We start from the raw sequence: 17,069 nt of genomic DNA on the forward strand, positions 1-17,069 counted from the left end.
GCATAATATATTTGTTATTAGTTTAGCGATATTATGTCATTGTTTGGTTTTTATTTTTTGTTAAAGTGAGGTGAGGAACGGCTGTGCTGGTTAAAAAGATTTTTAATAATAATGTTTTACTAGCTGAGGAAGCCTCGCAAGAGCTGATTGTGATTGGTCGAGGGGTTGGCTTTCAACAGAAAATAGGTGGACAGATTGATGTGAGCAAAATCGAAAAATCGTATTATCCGCAAGATGACCAGTGGATAAAACTATTCAATGAATTGACAGATTCTATCTCATCGGAATATATCGAAATTGCGTCACATATTATTACAATGGCTGAAGAACATTTAGCGACAACTTTTGATGATTATTTACTCATTGGATTAGCCGATCATATTCAATATGCGGTGACACGTTGGCAAAGTAAGTTGCCGATTAAAAATGAGTTATTATGGGAAACGCAACATTTTTATCCAGAAGAGTATCATATCGGCGAGTTGGCGGTTGACTATATTGCAACACGGCTAAATATTAAATTACCAGTAGATGAAGTTGGGTTTATCGCTTTAAAATTTGTTGAAAAGCGCAATGGTCCGCAAGAAAATGAACGGGCCACGCAAATGATCCAACTCATCGAAGGTATCTTGACCATTATTCGTTATGAATTATTACCCAATATTGATGAATCAGAATTGAATTATCAACGATTAATCGTCCATTTACGTTTCTTTGTCGATCGTTTGCTAGGAAATCACGTGGAAGACGAAGTTGAAAATTCGTTTGATCGCGTGATGGCCGAGCATATGGCGCAACGCTATGTAGCCGCATTTACTTGTGCTCAACATGTGATTACTTATGTTGCCAAGCAAACGCGGCGACAGGTCAATGACAATGAAAAAGTTTATTTAACAATGCACTTGCAACGGATTTTGGATCACTAAGAATTAAATCACGGGATTGTTACTATTCAATTAGGCAAAACCCAAAAGACACATTTTTGAGTGGCGTCTTTTGGGTTTTTTATTTTAAAAAAAGAGGAATGAACATGGATTACGAAGGACTTGCTAAGGATATTTTAAAAGAAGTTGGCGGCAAAGAGAATATTAATACCGCCTGGCATTGTGCCACCCGGTTACGTTTTAAGCTAAAGGATGAGGACAAAGCGAATACAGAAAAAATTAACGACATGCCTGGTGTTGTGACAGTTGTTAAATCAGCTGGCCAATATCAAGTGGTCATTGGTAATTCAGTTGCCAAAGTGTTTGAGCCATTGGCCAAAGCGGCTGGCTTAGATGATGCTGATCAGCAAACAACGACTGACACAACCGAAAAAACCAAAGAAAGTCTTGTAAATCGGTTCATTAGCTTCATCTCAGGTGTATTTACGCCATTCTTGGGAGCGATGGCTGGTACGGGTGTGTTAAAAGGATTACTTGCATTGGCAGTTGCGGCTGGTTGGATGCAAACAACAAGTGGTACCTATCAAATCTGGTATGCCGCTGGGGATGCCTTCTTCTACTTCCTACCAATTTTCCTAGCATTTACAGCTGCCGCCCGGCTGAAAGTCAATCAATACGTGGCAGCGGCGTTGGCTGGGTCATTGCTTTATCCTAGCTTGGTAACGCTTTTGGCTGGATCAAAGCCCGTTGATTTTTTGGGCATCACCGTGGTGGGTACCACGTATAGTTCAAGTGTGATTCCGATTTTATTGGCCGTATGGCTATTATCATATGTGGAACCAGTGCTAGATAAAATGTTCCATGAATCAATTCGTAACATTCTTACACCAATGTTTAGTTTGGTTATCATGGTACCGTTGACCTTACTCGTTGTTGGACCACTAGGAACAGGTCTTGGTTCAATTTTGTCATCAGCAGTTGAAAGTGTCTACAATGTTGCTCCATATGTAGCTGGTGCTGTGCTAGGCGGATTCTGGGAAGTCTTTGTTATTTTTGGAATTCACTGGACTTTCGTGCCAATTATGACGAACAATATTGGTCAACTTGGTCATGATTATATGCTACCAATGTTGGCTGTTGCCGTCTTGGCACAGGCCGGAGCCGCTCTAGGTGTCTTCTTAAAGACTAAGGATCAGAAGATGAAGTCGTTAGCTGGATCAGCGGCTGTGACTAGTATCTTAGGAATCACTGAACCCGCAATTTATGGGGTTACATTGAAGTTGAAGAAGCCTTTCATTTTTGCCTCAATTGCCGGTGCGATTGGTGGTGCGATTGCTGGTATCGGTGGTGCACAAGCGACAGCATTCACTTTGCCTAGTATTTTAGCTTTACCAACTTATCTAGGTAAAGGATTCGTCAGTGTAGTCGTTGGTATTAGTATCAGTTTTGTTTTGGCTACTGTCTTGACTTATTTCTTTGGTGTTCCAAAGAGTGTTGATGTAGCAGAATCAGAAAAATTGACTGACTTCCATGAAGAACAAGTTATGGCGCCAGTCGCTGGCACAATTATTCCATTATCAGCTGTTAAAGATGAGGTCTTTGCAAGTGGTGCGATGGGTTCAGGAATTGCGATCGTGCCAGATTCAAATGATCTAGTGTCACCAGTTGACGGTACCGTCGTAGCGGTTTATCCAAGTAAGCATGCCGTGGGCTTGATTTCTGATAGCGGTGCTGAAATTTTGCTCCATGTTGGTATTGATACCGTACAGTTAAATGGTGAACATTTCGAGCAGTTTGTCCAACAGGGCCAGAAGGTCAAAGTTGGGGATAAGTTGTTGACATTTGATCGGCAAGCGATTGCTGCAGCCGGCTATGACACCACGGTGATGGTCATTGTCACAAATACGGCTAATTATCAGGTTGAGGAAACACAAGAAACCGCAGCTAGCAATCAATGGGTGCTTGCATTAAAGCCCCAAGTACAACCACAAGCTTAAGTTGAAAGCAGGCTGATTCATCAAAGATGATGATGCAGGCGTTTCAGGTAAATGGGTGTGCAGACTTAAAAAAATTAAGTTACTCAACAGATGACCACTTTTAGTGGTCGTCTGTTTGCTGTTTACTGTTTACCTGGTTAAGGCAGGGGGTAAAATTTTAAAAGATGACGAATATTGAAGTCGCAGGATAGTGGGTATGGTATGCTATATGTAATAAATGATGAACGAGGTACCCGATATGGCTTGGCAAGAAATTATTGTCGACACCCAAACGGAAGCTGTTGAAGCCGTTAGTAATATTTTGATGGAAGCTGGGGCTGAAGGAATTCAAATTGAGGACGCGGCCGATGTCCAAAATTTTGAACCAAATGATGCGACAGTCATGGTTGACTGGGATACGGTCGCCCACTTGGAAACCGGTGCTAAGGTGGCGGGTTATTTTATTGAAGATGTCAATTTGCCAGAAGTCATCCATGACGTACAGATGCGAGTACATGGCTTGGCAGCCTTTGGATTGGACGCGGCCCCTGGTTTGGTGCATACGACCAAGGTCGATGAGGAAAATTGGGCGACGGTGTGGCAAAAATACTATCATCCTGTCCGGGTGACGCGTTATTTGACGGTCGTGCCAAAGTGGGAAACCTACACGCCGGCTGATGAGCGGGAGCAACAAATCGTCTTGGATCCGGGCATGGCTTTTGGTACTGGTACGCACCCAACAACTCGGTTGATGCTTGAGGCAGAAGAAGTCCATCTCCGCGGTGGTGAACAGGTCTTAGATGTGGGGACGGGTTCAGGGGTGCTATCCATTGCAGCAAAACTATTGGGTGCCAAAGCGGTCGTAGCGACCGATATTGATGAAGTTGCGGTCCGTTCTGCACAGTTGAATTTGGATTTGAATCCAGCGGCGACCGATATTGAAGTATTGGCTTCGGACCTATTAAATGATGTGCGAGTGCAACAATTCGATGTCATTATCGCAAATATGTTAGCTGAAGTGTTAGTGCCACTGGTGCCACAAATGAGTGCGTTTGTGCACCCGGGTACGAAGATCTTGTTGTCTGGGATTTACTTTGATAAGGCTGAAACTATTAAGCAATTATTAATAGAAAATGGTTACCAAGTCATTGAGATGAGCCAGTTAGGTGATTGGTTTGGCATTGTGGCTGAAGTACCAGTTGAGGACGCTGATTAATGCAACGATATTTTTTAAATGAAAATCCGACACAGCAGTTTCAATTACCTGCGGATGTCGCCCATCATTTTGTGACAGTGCTCCGCGCAAACATCGATGATCAAGCCGAATTTGTGTTACCTGATCAAAAAACAGTGGTGCTTGCCAAATTAGTGGCTTTTAAAGATGAAGGTGCATTGATGGAAATCATCACTGAAAAGACGGTTGATGTCGAGTTACCAGTTACAGTGACACTGGTGCTAGGATTGGCAAAGGGTGATAAACCTGAGTTGGTTGTGCAAAGAGGTACCGAACTAGGCGCCAGCCAATTTATCTTTGTTGAAACGGACTGGTCAGTGGTACACTGGGGCAATAAAGTGGATCGCAAGTTGGCCCGCCTTCGTAAAATTGCCCAAGGGGCTGCCGAGCAGAGTCATCGGTTAGTCATTCCAACGGTGACCTATGTTGCTCATTTGCAGGATATCAACCTAGCTGATGACACAGTCAAAGTGGTGGCGTGGGAAGAGAGTGCGAAACAGGGTGAAACGGCCCAATTTGTGCAGGCAGTTAAACAAGCAGTTGGCGTTGGTCAGATGGCCATCATGTTTGGACCAGAGGGTGGCTTAAAGGAAACCGAATTGGCGTCCTTGACTGCTCGTGGTTTTGTGCCAGTTGGCTTAGGACCACGGATATTGCGAGCTGAGACAGCACCTTTGTATGCACTGAGCGCATTAAGTTACGCGACTGAATTAGAACGAAATGGAGGATAACTATGAAACGTATAAGCGAAGTACTTAGTTGGAAATTTTGGATTTGGCTACCGGTTGTTGGGATCCTTTTGCCCCTGATCTTCAATCTATTACCAGGCGGATGGGTAAACGTGAAGTTGATGGTGGCCTTGTTCATAGTTAACATGCTGTTTAGCATTTATGTCGGTAATTTTTTGCGCCGCCATGGTGCGTTCTCAATCTTGTTAATTGTTTGGCCGTTGATTTTTTTGATTTCAGTTTGGTTGGGCATCAATTCAAAAATGTATGGCTACTACCTAGCCTTAGCTTACTTGGTGATTGAACTATTCGCCTTCACGCGAGGTCAAGAAAAAGAAATTGATATCGAAGATCAACTACCAGTTGATGGTGGTATGCAAGACCTATAAATAATATTTAGTAACACAACGCTGATAACATGTAGCGTTGTGTTTTTTTATTCCCCCCACTTTTCCCCACAAAAAGCGTCATCGACTAAAATCGAAAATAAGGGACTAACGTGATCATACCAGGGTTTAGAGCAACGATCGTCACGGTGAGATGAATGACTCAATTTTTAGGTAAATTGTAATGTTATCGAAATAATGTGCGACGGATGCCTTGCTTAGGGCATTCGTCGCTTTTTTAATGCCTAAAAACGTGGTGGGGGATAGTGTCAGTATGTGGTAAGCAGTGGGGAAAAGTGGTAAATTATACCTACAGACATGTCGACTAAAAAACTCAAATGCACTTTTTCTTTGTTGGGAAACGTGAAATTTTGGAAAGGGGGTTGTGGCCGATGTTTATAGGTACATACGAGCACACCCTTGATACCAAAAATCGTTTAATTATCCCAGCAAAATTCCGTAATCAATTAGGTGATAAGTTTGTCATCACTAATTGGATGGAGCATTCCCTCCATGCCTTTACACAAGAGGGCTGGGAACAATTCATGGCCGAAATAAGTGCGATGAAGTCAACGCGCAAAGAAGTCCGTCAGTTCCAGCGTTTTATCATCGGTGGTGCGACGGATGCTGAGTTTGATAAAACAGGTCGTGTCAGCATTCCTGGTAATTTAAAAGAATATGCTCGACTTGAAAAAAACGTCGTGATTATCGGAACAGGCGAAAATTCCTTTGAAATCTGGGACGCCGATGAATTTAAGGCATATAACGAGGCAACCGCCGAAGATTTCGATGAAATTGCCGAAAATTTGGATTTTGATTTTTAACTAAGAAATGGTGGATGGATAGATGGTTGAATTTAATCACGTGACAGTTTTATTGAACGAGGCTGTCGATAATTTGGCCATCAAGCCTGATGGCGTTTATGTGGACGCAACCCTTGGTGGTGGCGGTCATTCTCAACTACTGGCGAGCCATTTGACAACCGGTAAATTATGGTCATTCGATCAAGACATGACGGCGATTAATTACAACCGTGAACATCTTGCGGCTGAATTAGCAGCCGGAAAAATCGACTTTATTCAAAGTAATTTTCGCAACTTAGCTGAGGCCTTAGTTGAAGTGGGCGTGCATGAAATCGACGGTATCGTCTACGACTTAGGTGTCTCATCACCTCAGTTCGATGATGGCCAACGGGGATTCTCATATAATTACGATGCCCCACTTGATATGCGGATGAACCAGGGCCAGGAGCTCTCAGCGCGCACGGTAGTTAATGAATGGCCCTTTAATGATTTGATGCGAATCTTGTCACGATATGGTGAGGAAAAATTTGCCAAACAGATTGCCCGCGCGATCGAACGGGAACGCGCCATCAAACCAATTGAAACAACTTTTGAATTAGTCGAAGTCATTAAGTCAGCCATTCCAGCACCGGCCCGTCGTACGGGCGGTCATCCCGCTAAAAAGTCATTTCAAGCAATTCGGATTGCGGTGAATGATGAATTAGGCGCAGTGGAAGAGTCACTGCAACAAGCCTTGGAGCTGTTAAAAGTCGGTGGTCGTATTTCGGTCATCACCTTCCATTCGTTAGAAGATCGTTTAGTGAAGACGATGTTTAAAGAAAAGACGACTTTACCAGAATTACCAAGTGGACTTCCCATTATTCCAGATGAAATGCAACCAGATTATAAACTAATTAATCGCAAGCCGATTGTACCTTCTGAAATGGAAATGGCGGCCAATCATCGGGCGCATTCAGCCAAGTTACGAGTAATTGAACGATTGCGTTAGTTATTAGAAAGAGTGAGGACTGACCATGGCGCAAGCTGTTAGAACAATTTCATATCCAGAACAACCCAAGCGGCGTCGTGTCCAGGCCAAACCTTCTGAACGTCGTTTTAGTGTGGCCAATCAACCAGTTCCGATGCGCTTGCAAGATTTCTTATGGTATATCGTAGCGGGTATTGTGGCTTTGACTGCCTTTATTTGCTACTCGGTTGTCAATACCCAAATCGAAACAGCCAATCAATTGGCCGCAACTACCACGGTGCAAACACAGTCAGTGCGTGATAAAAACAACACCCTTAAAGAAGAAATTAGTGCTTTAACGACCCAAACTCGTTTAAATAAAGTCGCCAGTAAAGCAGGTTTGACATTGCAAAATGGCAATATCAAAAATGTAAAATAAAGTAATTAGATTAGGCTTTCTTTAGCAAGAAATTGTGAGAAAGCCTAATTTTGTTTACAATGGTAAGTAGAATACATTTGACAAGGAATACGAAATGGCGAGAAAACGGCAATCATCTAAATCACAAACTGCAACATTCTTGACCTTCGGGGCGATGGTGCTTGCCATTTTAGGGATGGCTTCTGTCTATGCCAGGGTTGCGACGACGCATAAAGTTGATGGTCGTGATCTAAAAGCACAAACGCAACAGATTTATCGTTCACAAAACATCATTCAAGCAAAACGTGGTGCCATCTATGATTCAGTGGGGAACGTGCTGGCAGAAAACGCCTCAACCTACACCATTGCGGCGGTCGTCAAAAAACAGACCGATGGTGATTATGTCAAACCTAAACAAGTCACGCATGTCGCTAAGCTCCTTAAGAAGCAATTGGGTGGTAAGACGAGTTTTTATGCGACAACTTTGCGTGACGGTATTAAAAATGAACAATACCAAGTTGAATTTAGTACGCGTGGGTCTAATTTGTCGGAGAGCGATCATAAAGCGCTCATGAAGTTAAATATTAAGGGGTTGACCTTTGAATCACACCCTGCACGGCTTTATCCAAATGGCCAGTTCGCATCTGATTTGATTGGATATACAAAAACGGTGACTGATTCGGAAACTGGGTTAGATAAGGTTGAAGGATTCATCGGTATCGAAGCGGCGTTTAATCAGAAGTTAGCGGGTAAGAATGGTATCAAGCAGACGAGTCTGGATGCCGCCGATAAGGAAGCCACTAAGGGGACCAAGGCTGTTAAGAATGGGTACGATATTTATACGACTTTGAACATGAAGTTACAGCAATTGCTGGAAACCAAAATGGACGACTTGGACGAACATCTCGCCCCCGAACAAGCGCTTGCAGTTGTGGTGGATACCAAAACTGGCAATATCGTCGCTGAAACACAGCGACCAACGTTTAACGCCACAAAGGGCTTTACGAATTCATGGCAGAATCTCTTAGTGCAATCAGCCTATGAACCTGGTTCAGTCATGAAGGGAATCACCCTAGCAGCGGCGATTGATTCCGGTAATTGGGATGCCAGTGCGACCTATAAATCTGGTACTTTGAAGATTGGATCGCAAAAAGTTACTGACTGGAATGACGGTGTGGGTTGGGGGACCATTAGTTATTCTGATGGGATTGCCTTATCATCAAACGTGGCGATGGCGATGACCGAACAAAAGATGGGGGCCACGACTTGGCGGAAGTACATCAATAAATTCAAATTCTTGAAGTCAACCAAGTCAGGCTTGTTAGGTGAAGAAGTGGGGAACATCCAATTCCGTTACCCCATTGAACAAGCCGATACCGCGTTTGGTCAAGGTATCAAGGTCACCCCGCTGCAAATGATCCAAGCTTATACTGCCATTGCGGGGGATGGTACTGAGATTCAACCACATGTGATTTCAAAAATTGTTGACCCAAATACACATAAAATAATCTACAGTGCCAAGCGTAAGCAGGTCGCCAAGCCTATCTCAGCTAAGACGGCTTTGGCGACGCGTAAACAATTAGAAGCGGTGATTTATTCAGCTAAGGCGATCGGTTCGATGTATGCCATTCCGAATGTGCGGACAACTGGAAAGTCAGGGACGGCGCAAATTGCCACTTCGGCTGGTTACAGTCAGGCAGGCGATAACACCAACGAAATCCACTCCTGGATTGGGATGGCTCCAGCGGATAATCCGCGCTACATGATGTACATTGTGGTGAAGCGACCACAAAAAAACACGAACGATATCTCAACGTCAATGTCAACGGTCTTTAAGTCTGTCATGCAACAAGCTTTGAAGATGGATGCCTCAGATAATAAAGTGGTAGTTAGTAAGTCAGCCACAATCAAGGTGCCTGTTTTGAAGGGTGAAAACGTGACGACGGCCAAGAAAGAAATCGCGGCCAATAATCTGCAAGTGGAGGTGTTAGGAACTGGTGATACGGTTAAGGCGCAATATCCGGCAGCAGGTACGAAGACTTTACAAAAACAAAAGGTTTTCATCAACACTGGTAAAGTGATCACTGTTCCTAATATGCATGGTTGGTCTAAAAATGATGTGACGGCATGGGGAAAGTTGGCAGATATCAAGATTAATATGACGGGTAGCGGTTTTGTCTACGCACAATCCGTTGTGGCGACGACGCGTCTTGATAGCGGTGTGCATGAAATTACGGTAGAATTTAAAACACCGAAGAAATAAGGACAAATATCTAGTTTGATGAAATATGGAGGAAGAGATGATGACGGCTTGGTTAACCGGTCTGATCGTAGCCTTTGTCGCTACGATTATCGTTGAACCATTGTTGCGTGATTGGTTTAAACGTATCAAGGTGCAACAACTTGTAATTCGTGATAATGAACATGGCCCACAACATGCGTTTAAAGCAGGCACGCCAACCATGGGTGGCGCAGGTTTCATTGCAGTTGTCGCAGTGGCTTATACGGTATTAATGTTTGTGTTTGGCTTCCATTTCCAGAGTGCGGGTGGTTGGGCAACGCTCCTCGCTATCGTGATCTATGCGATTGTGGGTGGCTTCGATGACAGTGTCAAAATCTTTAATCATCGTGATGAGGGATTACGGTTCATTCCCAAGTTGACGGCCCAAATCGTCGCCGCGATATTGGCGGTGGTCATTCTGGCCGCTGGCCGGTTTGAATTTATTGTGCATTTGCCATTTGGGCTGCCGGATATCCACAGCGTGGTGCTGTATAGCATCTTTACGATTATTTGGCTCGTTGGTTGGTCAAATGCGACTAATTTGACAGATGGACTAGATGGGCTAGCCACCGGTACTGCTGTGATTGCGTATGTCGCTTATCTGGTGATTGCCTTACAACAAGGTAACCAACCGATAGTACTGTTGAATGCTGTCATGGTTGGTGCGTTAGTTGGTTTCTTTGCCTTTAATCATTATCCAGCAACCATCTTCATGGGTGACACGGGTTCGCTGGCTTTAGGAGCTGGGTTGGCAATGAATGCGTTAGTATTGCACGTTGAATGGTCGTTAATTTTGATTGGGTTGGTATTCTTTGTGGATACGTTGACGGTGATCATTCAGGTGACGTCATACCACTACCGCAAGAAGCGTATTTTCTTGATGGCCCCCATTCATCATGCATTCGAAAAGGGCGGCATTACCATGAATCCAGACAAGCCATGGAATGAATGGCAAGTTGATGCCTTCTTCTGGGGTGTTGGATTGGTCGCCACATTAATTTACTTCTTGGTTTTTAATTAAGAAGTGTCGGGTTTTACCCGAATACATATATTAAAAAAGAAGGTAATTCATTATGGTTAAGCATGTTTTAGTTGTCGGATTTGCTCGTTCAGGCGCTGCTGCGGCACGTCTTTTACATGCAGAAGGTGCTGAGGTGCTGGTATCTGATCCCAAGTTGGATATGACAGACGCACGGGTCCAGTCACTAACGGCAGCGGGGGTGCACTTTACAACTACACAAACCAATGATTTATTAAATGGCATCGATTTGGTGGTTAAGAATCCAGGCATTCCCTATACAGCCCCAATTTTAGTAGAAGCCCAGGTGCGTCACATTGAGATTGTGGTGGAAGTCGCATTGGCCCAGAAATACCTTGTGGGTGATTGGATTGCCATCACTGGTTCAAATGGTAAGACGACCACAACTGAAATGGTGGCAGCCGTTTTACGGCAGGCTGAGACCGACGAACACCATATCTATGTCGCAGGTAATATTGGCGTTCCAGTTTCTGAAACGGCGCCGCAAATGACCGTCCAGGATACGATGGTGACAGAACTAAGCAGTTTCCAATTGTTTGGGACACCGGCGGCACATCCCCATATTGCCGTGATCACAAATATCTTTGCATCACACTTGGATTGGCATGGTAATCGGGATGCCTATATCGAGGCCAAGTTGAACATTACCCGCAACCAAACACCTGCCGATTATTTGATTCTTAACTGGGATCGACCTGAATGGCAGGCTTTAGCAACGCATACGCAAGCGACAATCATCCCATTCTCACGGTTGAACTTGTCACACGCCGGTGCTTACCTACAAGATGGTGATCTTTATTTTAAGGATGAACGAATCATGGCGGCTAATGAAATTGGCGTACCGGGTGATCATAATATCGAAAATGCCTTGGTTGCGATTGCCGTGGGTAAGTTAAATCATATTCCAACTGCAAAGATTGCCGCCGTTTTGCGTCAATTTAACGGGGTAGCACATCGCTTGCAATTTGTGACTGAGTTTGTTGGTCGCAAAATTTATAACGATTCAAAAGCCACGGACATTGAGGCGACGGAAATGGCCTTATCAGGTTTTGAGACACCCGTTATTTTGCTAGCTGGCGGTCTGGACCGTGGCGACGATCAAACGCGCTTGATCCCGGCAATGCAAAAGCATGTCCGGGCAGTCATCACGTTTGGTGAAAATGGGCCACAGGTCGCCGCCGCCGCTAAAGCAGCGGGCTTAAAGACGATGACGGTGGAGAATGCGCCAGCAGCCGTGGCACCAGCGTTTGCCATGAGTGAACCAGGTGACGTCATCTTGCTCTCACCAGCGGCAGCTTCCTGGGATCAGTATCCAAATTTCGAGACGCGCGGTGAACAGTTTATGCAAGCCGTTCATGACTATATTGAGACACACAAACAAGGGGAATAAAAATGAAGGTTGTATTTTCAGGTGGTGGAACGGGTGGTCACATCTATCCTGCACTAGCCACAATTGAAACATGGCAGAAGCAGGATCCAACGTTGGACGTGTTGTATATTGGTGGTGAACGTGGTTTAGAAAAAGAGATTGTACCGGCTGCAGGGTTAGCCTTCAAGGCACTGGCAATACAGGGCTTTGTCCGGTCACTATCGCTAGAAAATGCCCGCACAATTTATCTTTTTTTGACGGCGACGCATAAAGCAAAGCAATTATTGAAAGCATTCCAACCAGATGTCGTGATCGGCACGGGTGGTTATGTCTCGGGTCCGGTCTTGTATGCCGCCCAACAATTGAAGATTCCAACTGTCCTCCATGAACAAAATTCAGTGGTTGGGGTGACAAACAAATTTTTAGCGCGGCATGTCACTAAAGTTGGCGTCGCTTTTCCAGCAGCACTAAAGGAATTTAAACCTGGGTTAGCAGAAGTCGTGGGTAATCCGCGCGCCCAACAAGTGGTTGCTGGCGAAAATGAAGCGCGTTTTGATGTGACGACTTTGGGTCTTCAGCCAAAGGTGCCAACTGTGTTGATTTTTGGTGGTTCACAAGGGGCACCACGAATTAATAAAGCTGTTGCCGAAGCAATCCAACAGTTCAATGGGCGTCCTTATCAGGTCATCTTTGCGACTGGGAAAAAGCGTTTTGGTGATGTCCAGGCATGGTTGCAAGAAAAGCAGGTCACAGTCGCACCAAACGTCGCGATTGTACCGTATATTGCTGATATGCCCCATTTAATGCCCCATGTAGATGTCGTAGTCGGCCGAGCTGGGGCGACAAGTTTAGCTGAACAAACGGCTTTGGGTAAGGCTATGGTCTTAATCCCAAGCCCATATGTCACGAATGACCACCAAACTAAGAACGCCCAAAGTTTAGTCGCCGTTGGGGCAGCGGAAATGATTACTGAGGCGTTTTTGACAGGAACGACCTTATTTGCCACAGTGGATCATCTCATGACAGATCCTAAATATCGTGAAAATATGGCGATGATGTCACAACAATTAGGTGTTCGTGATGCCGCTGATGAATTTATTAAGCTCATCAAGTCAACGGTCAAATAATGACGAAAGGAGTGGGTTGAGATGGATGAAGAAAAACAATTAAATCATTCGGACAAGAAAATGTCGAATCGTGAACGTCTTGATCATCTCGACAAACTCCTTGCGGGGGAAGTGGAGCCGACACCAACGGTTGCAGATGATGTCGCGAGTGGTTCAACCGCGGAATCCGAACAAGTTGATCGCGAGGCTAATCAGAAAACGACCGATGCACCAAGCTATCGCTGGCGACCAACCTTTCACCTCATGCCATACGAAAGCACGGCATTAAAAGTGCTCAGTAGCTTAGTTGCGATTGTGGTGGTTCTGCTTGTGCTTAATTCAAACTTGATGCGCGTGCAAAAGATCACCGTCACTGGGTTAGAACAAATGACTAAAACTGAGGTGTTAAAATCGGCGCGTTTGACCAAAGGCCAATCCATCTTTTTTCTTCAAACTGAACGTAATTATTATCGCCAAAATGCGCAGAAAAATGCGCTAATTAAAGATATTAGCGTGAGCGTGGATAGTACCAATACGGTGCACGTCCTGGTGAAGGAAAATCTAAAAGTCGGTTACTTTGAACGGCATAATAAACGTTATTTCCTATTAGCTGATGGCCAAGTCATCGTCGATGCAAAGAATTATTCCGTGTTGGATTTACCGGAATTTAATGATTTTAACGGCCATGTGCCGACATTGAAATCAGTCGTCAAACAGTTGGGCCAACTTGACCGACCGATTCGGACATCGGTTTCTGAGATTACATATTCGCCCACTAAGGAAAATCCCAAACGGTTGATCCTCTTCATGGATGATGGTAATGAAGTGTTAGTTTCTTCTAATCAACTAGCTAGAAAGTTGAAATATTATCCAGCCATGATTGCCCAGATGTCAGAAAATGGGGTCATTGACTTGCAGGTTGGTGCATTTGCCACGCCGTATGGACAATAAAAACGGCTGCTCTATCGTGAATCGTTAAGTTAGAACGAATATACATTTTTAATCAGGGATATTTTGTCAACTTATTGAACAAATTGCCATAAAACACGCCGTATGTGTAGAAGCAACGGCGTGTTTTATGGTATTATTTTATTAATAATGTTTTTATTGCATTAGTAAAGATTGAATATAAAACCAAATGCAGAATGCGTTTATAATTTCACAGAATGACATCAAAATGAAGAGGGAGGCCTTGATATGGCAAACCATGGTCTTATCGTCGGCCTGGACGTTGGAACTAATACGGTGAAAGTATTAGTTGCCGATGTTCGCAATCAACAAGTCAACATCATCGCCGTTGGACGCACAGTTTCACATGGTGTCAAACGGGGCATGGTAGTCGACATTGAGGCGACAGCCAAAGATATTCAAGCGGCACTTGATCAAGTTGTCGAACAAACCGGGGTGCAGGTTAGTGAAGTGATTGCCAATATTCACGCCGCAGACATCCAGATGCAACATGTTTCTGGCACAATTGCGGTTCAAGATAGTCAGCATATCTCATATGCTGACGTCCAGGCAGCCGTGGATCGCGCGCTTCAAATTCCACTGGCTGGTGAACGGACGGTGATCGACTTACAACCAACCGAATTCGTGGTTGATGATTTTGACGGGGTCCAAGATCCAAATGACATGGTGGGTGTCCACCTAACGATGAAGGGCTTAGCCTATATTGGCGCTCGGCCGTATCTGACAAACCTACGCGCAGCGATCGAACGTGCTGGGTTGACCGTTCGTGATTTTGTGTTAGCACCGTTAGCGTATACCCAAACGATTCCATCAGATGCTGAACAAGATTTTGGCACGATTTTGATGGATATGGGTGCGAGTCGGACCACCGCGATGATTGTCCAAGATCATCAAGTCAAATACATCTCCACGTTCCCCGCTGGAAGTGATAATATTACGCGTGATATTAGTACTGTCTTGAACATCGGGGTGCATGATGCGGACGAATTGAAGTTAAATGCCGGGGTCGCAACCGCTGAATTGGCCAATGCTAAGAACCAATTAACGTTAAATGTTGTTGGTAAAGAGACCCCAATGCAAATTTCTGAAGCTGAATTAGCCGAAATTATTCAGGCCCGGGTTGAACAAATTGTCGGTAAGCTGGGTGATCGGCTAACCAAGGTTTCAGGATTTGAGATGCCGGGTGGTGTGATTATTACCGGTGGCGGGGTGGCCTTACGGGGCATTGAAACTAAGATTGCCAGTGAATATGGCGTCAAGGTACGGCTCTTCTCACCAAGTGATATTGGACTAGGCCATCCTGGTTATGCGGGTGCTTGGTCAATCGTCCATTATGCTGCCCAACAATCACAGGTCGAATTGATCGTCAAACAAGCATTATATGGCTTACCATTGACTTTTGCACAGGCCCGGCGCACAACCGTTCAGCCAGTGCGTGAATCCCCAAAGGCAGCTAAAGCTAAAGTAAAAAGTGAAAAGCCAGTCACAGAACCGATTTCTGAGGCCGAGCCACAGGAAAAAATTTCGCTTTGGGAACGCATTAAGCGGGTTGTCGCTGATTCATTCGAAAAAGAAGACTAAACGGAGTCAACCCAGGTTTCCGTTGATTGGCCAGAGAGTTTTCTCGCTATCAATCAATGGAAATCTGGCAAGATAACTCTGTGAATGAAAAAAATTACATGACATAAAGGAGTTTCTCATGGATTTGCAAATGGATAACAACCAAGTATATGGTGCCACTATCAAAGTTATTGGTGTTGGTGGCGGTGGTGGAAATGCCATCAATCAAATGGTCGCTGCGGGAGCCGATGGTGTGCAATTTATCGTTGCTAACACGGATGCACAGGCATTGGATGCCTCACCAGCTGAAATTAAAATTCAAATTGGTACCAAAGTAACCCGTGGATTAGGCGCTGGTGCACGTCCAGAAATTGGTGAGGCTGCTGCCAAGGAATCAGAACAAGAATTGCAAGACGCGCTGGCCGGTGCTGACATGGTGTTTGTGACGGCCGGTATGGGTGGTGGCACTGGAACTGGTGCCGCACCGGTGGTTGCTAAAATTGCTAAAGACTCTGGTGCTTTAACCATTGGTGTGGTGACACGGCCATTTAGTTTTGAAGGACCTAAGCGTGGCAAGGCTGCCGCTGAGGGCTTAGCTAAGCTGAAAGAAAATGTCGACACGTTGATCGTCATCTCAAACAATAGCTTGTTGCAAATTGTCGACAAGAAGGCTTCCATGTTGGATGCGTTTAAGTTGGTCGATTCAGTCTTGGTTGATGGTGTCTCAGGCATTTCACAATTGATTACTAATCCTGGGTTAATTAACGTCGACTTCGCTGACGTCAAGACAACCATGGCTGATAAGGGAACAGCTTTGATGGGTATTGGTGTTGCTTCAGGTGAATCTGCTGCGGCTGATGCCACACGCAAAGCCATTGAATCACCATTATTGGAGTCAAAGATTGAAGGTGCAACGGACGTTTTGCTTTCAGTTAAGGGTGGCATGGACATGCCTTTGTGGGCTGCACAAGAGGCAGCAGATGCAGTTATCGCAGCGACTGGTGAAGATGTCAACGTGATTTTTGGAACAACCATCGATCCAGACATGCAAGATGAAATTGCCATCACAGTTGTGGCAACTGGTATTGATCGGCCAGCTGTGCAACGTCCCGTTGCCGACTTGAATGTTAATACAAAAACAACAACATCCACGGAAGAGACGCCGACTAAGGCAACGTCAACACCTGCATCATCCAATGATCCCTTTGCTGTTTGGAACACGATTGGTGACACGACGCCTGCGCAATTTGACGAGCCCGCAGCATCTGCCCAAAGTTTCGATACTGGTTCAAGCGATACAACGGAAGAAGAAGTCGAACGGCCACCGTTCTTCTCATTCAAGAACCGCGATAAGAACTAAGGAGGTCACC

At 44.9% G+C, this 17,069-nt stretch carries 15 protein-coding genes; all 15 read left to right on the plus strand.

What is annotated here, in order from left to right; genetic code table 11:
• Positions 1–83: 83 nt before the first annotated feature.
• Positions 84–926 carry a PRD domain-containing protein gene (locus WSWS_RS02325; RefSeq protein ID WP_070229750.1) on the plus strand — a complete coding sequence of 281 codons (843 nt, stop codon included), beginning with the start codon at positions 84–86 and terminating at the stop codon, positions 924–926.
• A gap of 104 nt (positions 927–1,030) precedes the next feature.
• Positions 1,031–2,881: a beta-glucoside-specific PTS transporter subunit IIABC gene (locus tag WSWS_RS02330; protein WP_070229751.1), complete on the plus strand. Its 1,851-nt coding sequence runs from the start codon at positions 1,031–1,033 to the stop codon at positions 2,879–2,881.
• A 238-nt stretch (positions 2,882–3,119) separates the two neighbouring features.
• The gene (prmA, locus tag WSWS_RS02335) at positions 3,120–4,076 is read left to right on the plus strand and encodes a 50S ribosomal protein L11 methyltransferase (RefSeq protein ID WP_070229752.1); all 957 of its coding nucleotides are present in this window, start codon (positions 3,120–3,122) and stop codon (positions 4,074–4,076) included.
• On the plus strand, positions 4,076–4,825 hold the full coding sequence (locus WSWS_RS02340) for an RsmE family RNA methyltransferase (RefSeq protein WP_070229753.1): 750 nt from the start codon (positions 4,076–4,078) through the stop codon (positions 4,823–4,825). The genes prmA and WSWS_RS02340 overlap by 1 nt, the downstream gene beginning before the upstream one ends.
• 2 nt (positions 4,826–4,827) lie before the next feature.
• The gene (locus tag WSWS_RS02345; protein ID WP_070229754.1) at positions 4,828–5,211 is read left to right on the plus strand and encodes a hypothetical protein; all 384 of its coding nucleotides are present in this window, start codon (positions 4,828–4,830) and stop codon (positions 5,209–5,211) included.
• Positions 5,212–5,600: 389 nt separating this feature from the next.
• Complete coding sequence (mraZ, locus tag WSWS_RS02350; RefSeq protein ID WP_070229755.1) at positions 5,601–6,032, plus strand: division/cell wall cluster transcriptional repressor MraZ; 432 nt, start codon at positions 5,601–5,603, stop codon at positions 6,030–6,032.
• A 22-nt stretch (positions 6,033–6,054) separates the two neighbouring features.
• Positions 6,055–6,999 carry a 16S rRNA (cytosine(1402)-N(4))-methyltransferase RsmH gene (gene rsmH / locus WSWS_RS02355; RefSeq protein WP_070229756.1) on the plus strand — a complete coding sequence of 315 codons (945 nt, stop codon included), beginning with the start codon at positions 6,055–6,057 and terminating at the stop codon, positions 6,997–6,999.
• A 25-nt stretch (positions 7,000–7,024) separates the two neighbouring features.
• Entirely contained in the window at positions 7,025–7,396 is a 372-nt protein-coding gene (locus tag WSWS_RS02360) for an FtsB/FtsL family cell division protein (RefSeq protein ID WP_070229757.1), read from the plus strand.
• Between the two features lie 94 nt (positions 7,397–7,490).
• Positions 7,491–9,638 (plus strand): penicillin-binding protein, encoded by a 2,148-nt coding sequence (locus tag WSWS_RS02365; RefSeq protein ID WP_070229758.1) that lies wholly within the window; start codon positions 7,491–7,493, stop codon positions 9,636–9,638.
• A 40-nt stretch (positions 9,639–9,678) separates the two neighbouring features.
• Positions 9,679–10,677, plus strand: coding sequence for a phospho-N-acetylmuramoyl-pentapeptide-transferase (mraY, locus tag WSWS_RS02370; protein WP_070229759.1), 999 nt, complete (start codon positions 9,679–9,681; stop codon positions 10,675–10,677).
• A 52-nt stretch (positions 10,678–10,729) separates the two neighbouring features.
• Positions 10,730–12,085, plus strand: coding sequence for a UDP-N-acetylmuramoyl-L-alanine--D-glutamate ligase (murD, locus tag WSWS_RS02375; protein ID WP_070229760.1), 1,356 nt, complete (start codon positions 10,730–10,732; stop codon positions 12,083–12,085).
• Between the two features lie 2 nt (positions 12,086–12,087).
• A complete protein-coding gene (murG, locus tag WSWS_RS02380) occupies positions 12,088–13,191 on the plus strand; it encodes an undecaprenyldiphospho-muramoylpentapeptide beta-N-acetylglucosaminyltransferase (RefSeq protein WP_070229761.1) in 1,104 nt (367 codons plus the stop codon).
• Positions 13,192–13,212: 21 nt separating this feature from the next.
• Positions 13,213–14,121, plus strand: coding sequence for a cell division protein FtsQ/DivIB (locus WSWS_RS02385; RefSeq protein ID WP_070229762.1), 909 nt, complete (start codon positions 13,213–13,215; stop codon positions 14,119–14,121).
• Positions 14,122–14,367: 246 nt separating this feature from the next.
• Positions 14,368–15,720, plus strand: a complete 1,353-nt coding sequence (ftsA, locus tag WSWS_RS02390) for a cell division protein FtsA (protein WP_070229763.1) — start codon at positions 14,368–14,370, stop codon at positions 15,718–15,720.
• Between the two features lie 118 nt (positions 15,721–15,838).
• Positions 15,839–17,059 carry a cell division protein FtsZ gene (ftsZ, locus tag WSWS_RS02395; RefSeq protein ID WP_070229764.1) on the plus strand — a complete coding sequence of 407 codons (1,221 nt, stop codon included), beginning with the start codon at positions 15,839–15,841 and terminating at the stop codon, positions 17,057–17,059.
• Positions 17,060–17,069 lie beyond the last annotated feature (10 nt).

Origin of the sequence: Weissella soli, from assembly GCF_001761545.1 — a bacterium.
Lineage (GTDB): Bacteria > Bacillota > Bacilli > Lactobacillales > Lactobacillaceae > Weissella > Weissella soli.

Bases quoted from the DNA above. Each gene is read 5' to 3' on its own strand.
- WSWS_RS02345 (WP_070229754.1), top strand. From the start codon at position 4,828: ATGAAACGTATAAGCGAAGTACTTAGTTGGAAATTTTGGATTTGGCTA.
- WSWS_RS02340 (WP_070229753.1), top strand. From the start codon at position 4,076: ATGCAACGATATTTTTTAAATGAAAATCCGACACAGCAGTTTCAATTA.
- murG (WP_070229761.1), top strand. From the start codon at position 12,088: ATGAAGGTTGTATTTTCAGGTGGTGGAACGGGTGGTCACATCTATCCT.
- WSWS_RS02385 (WP_070229762.1), top strand. From the start codon at position 13,213: ATGGATGAAGAAAAACAATTAAATCATTCGGACAAGAAAATGTCGAAT.
- WSWS_RS02330 (WP_070229751.1), top strand. From the start codon at position 1,031: ATGGATTACGAAGGACTTGCTAAGGATATTTTAAAAGAAGTTGGCGGC.
- ftsZ (WP_070229764.1), top strand. From the start codon at position 15,839: ATGGATTTGCAAATGGATAACAACCAAGTATATGGTGCCACTATCAAA.
- rsmH (WP_070229756.1), top strand. From the start codon at position 6,055: ATGGTTGAATTTAATCACGTGACAGTTTTATTGAACGAGGCTGTCGAT.
- WSWS_RS02365 (WP_070229758.1), top strand. From the start codon at position 7,491: ATGGCGAGAAAACGGCAATCATCTAAATCACAAACTGCAACATTCTTG.
- WSWS_RS02360 (WP_070229757.1), top strand. From the start codon at position 7,025: ATGGCGCAAGCTGTTAGAACAATTTCATATCCAGAACAACCCAAGCGG.
- prmA (WP_070229752.1), top strand. From the start codon at position 3,120: ATGGCTTGGCAAGAAATTATTGTCGACACCCAAACGGAAGCTGTTGAA.
- mraZ (WP_070229755.1), top strand. From the start codon at position 5,601: ATGTTTATAGGTACATACGAGCACACCCTTGATACCAAAAATCGTTTA.
- ftsA (WP_070229763.1), top strand. From the start codon at position 14,368: ATGGCAAACCATGGTCTTATCGTCGGCCTGGACGTTGGAACTAATACG.
- murD (WP_070229760.1), top strand. From the start codon at position 10,730: ATGGTTAAGCATGTTTTAGTTGTCGGATTTGCTCGTTCAGGCGCTGCT.
- mraY (WP_070229759.1), top strand. From the start codon at position 9,679: ATGACGGCTTGGTTAACCGGTCTGATCGTAGCCTTTGTCGCTACGATT.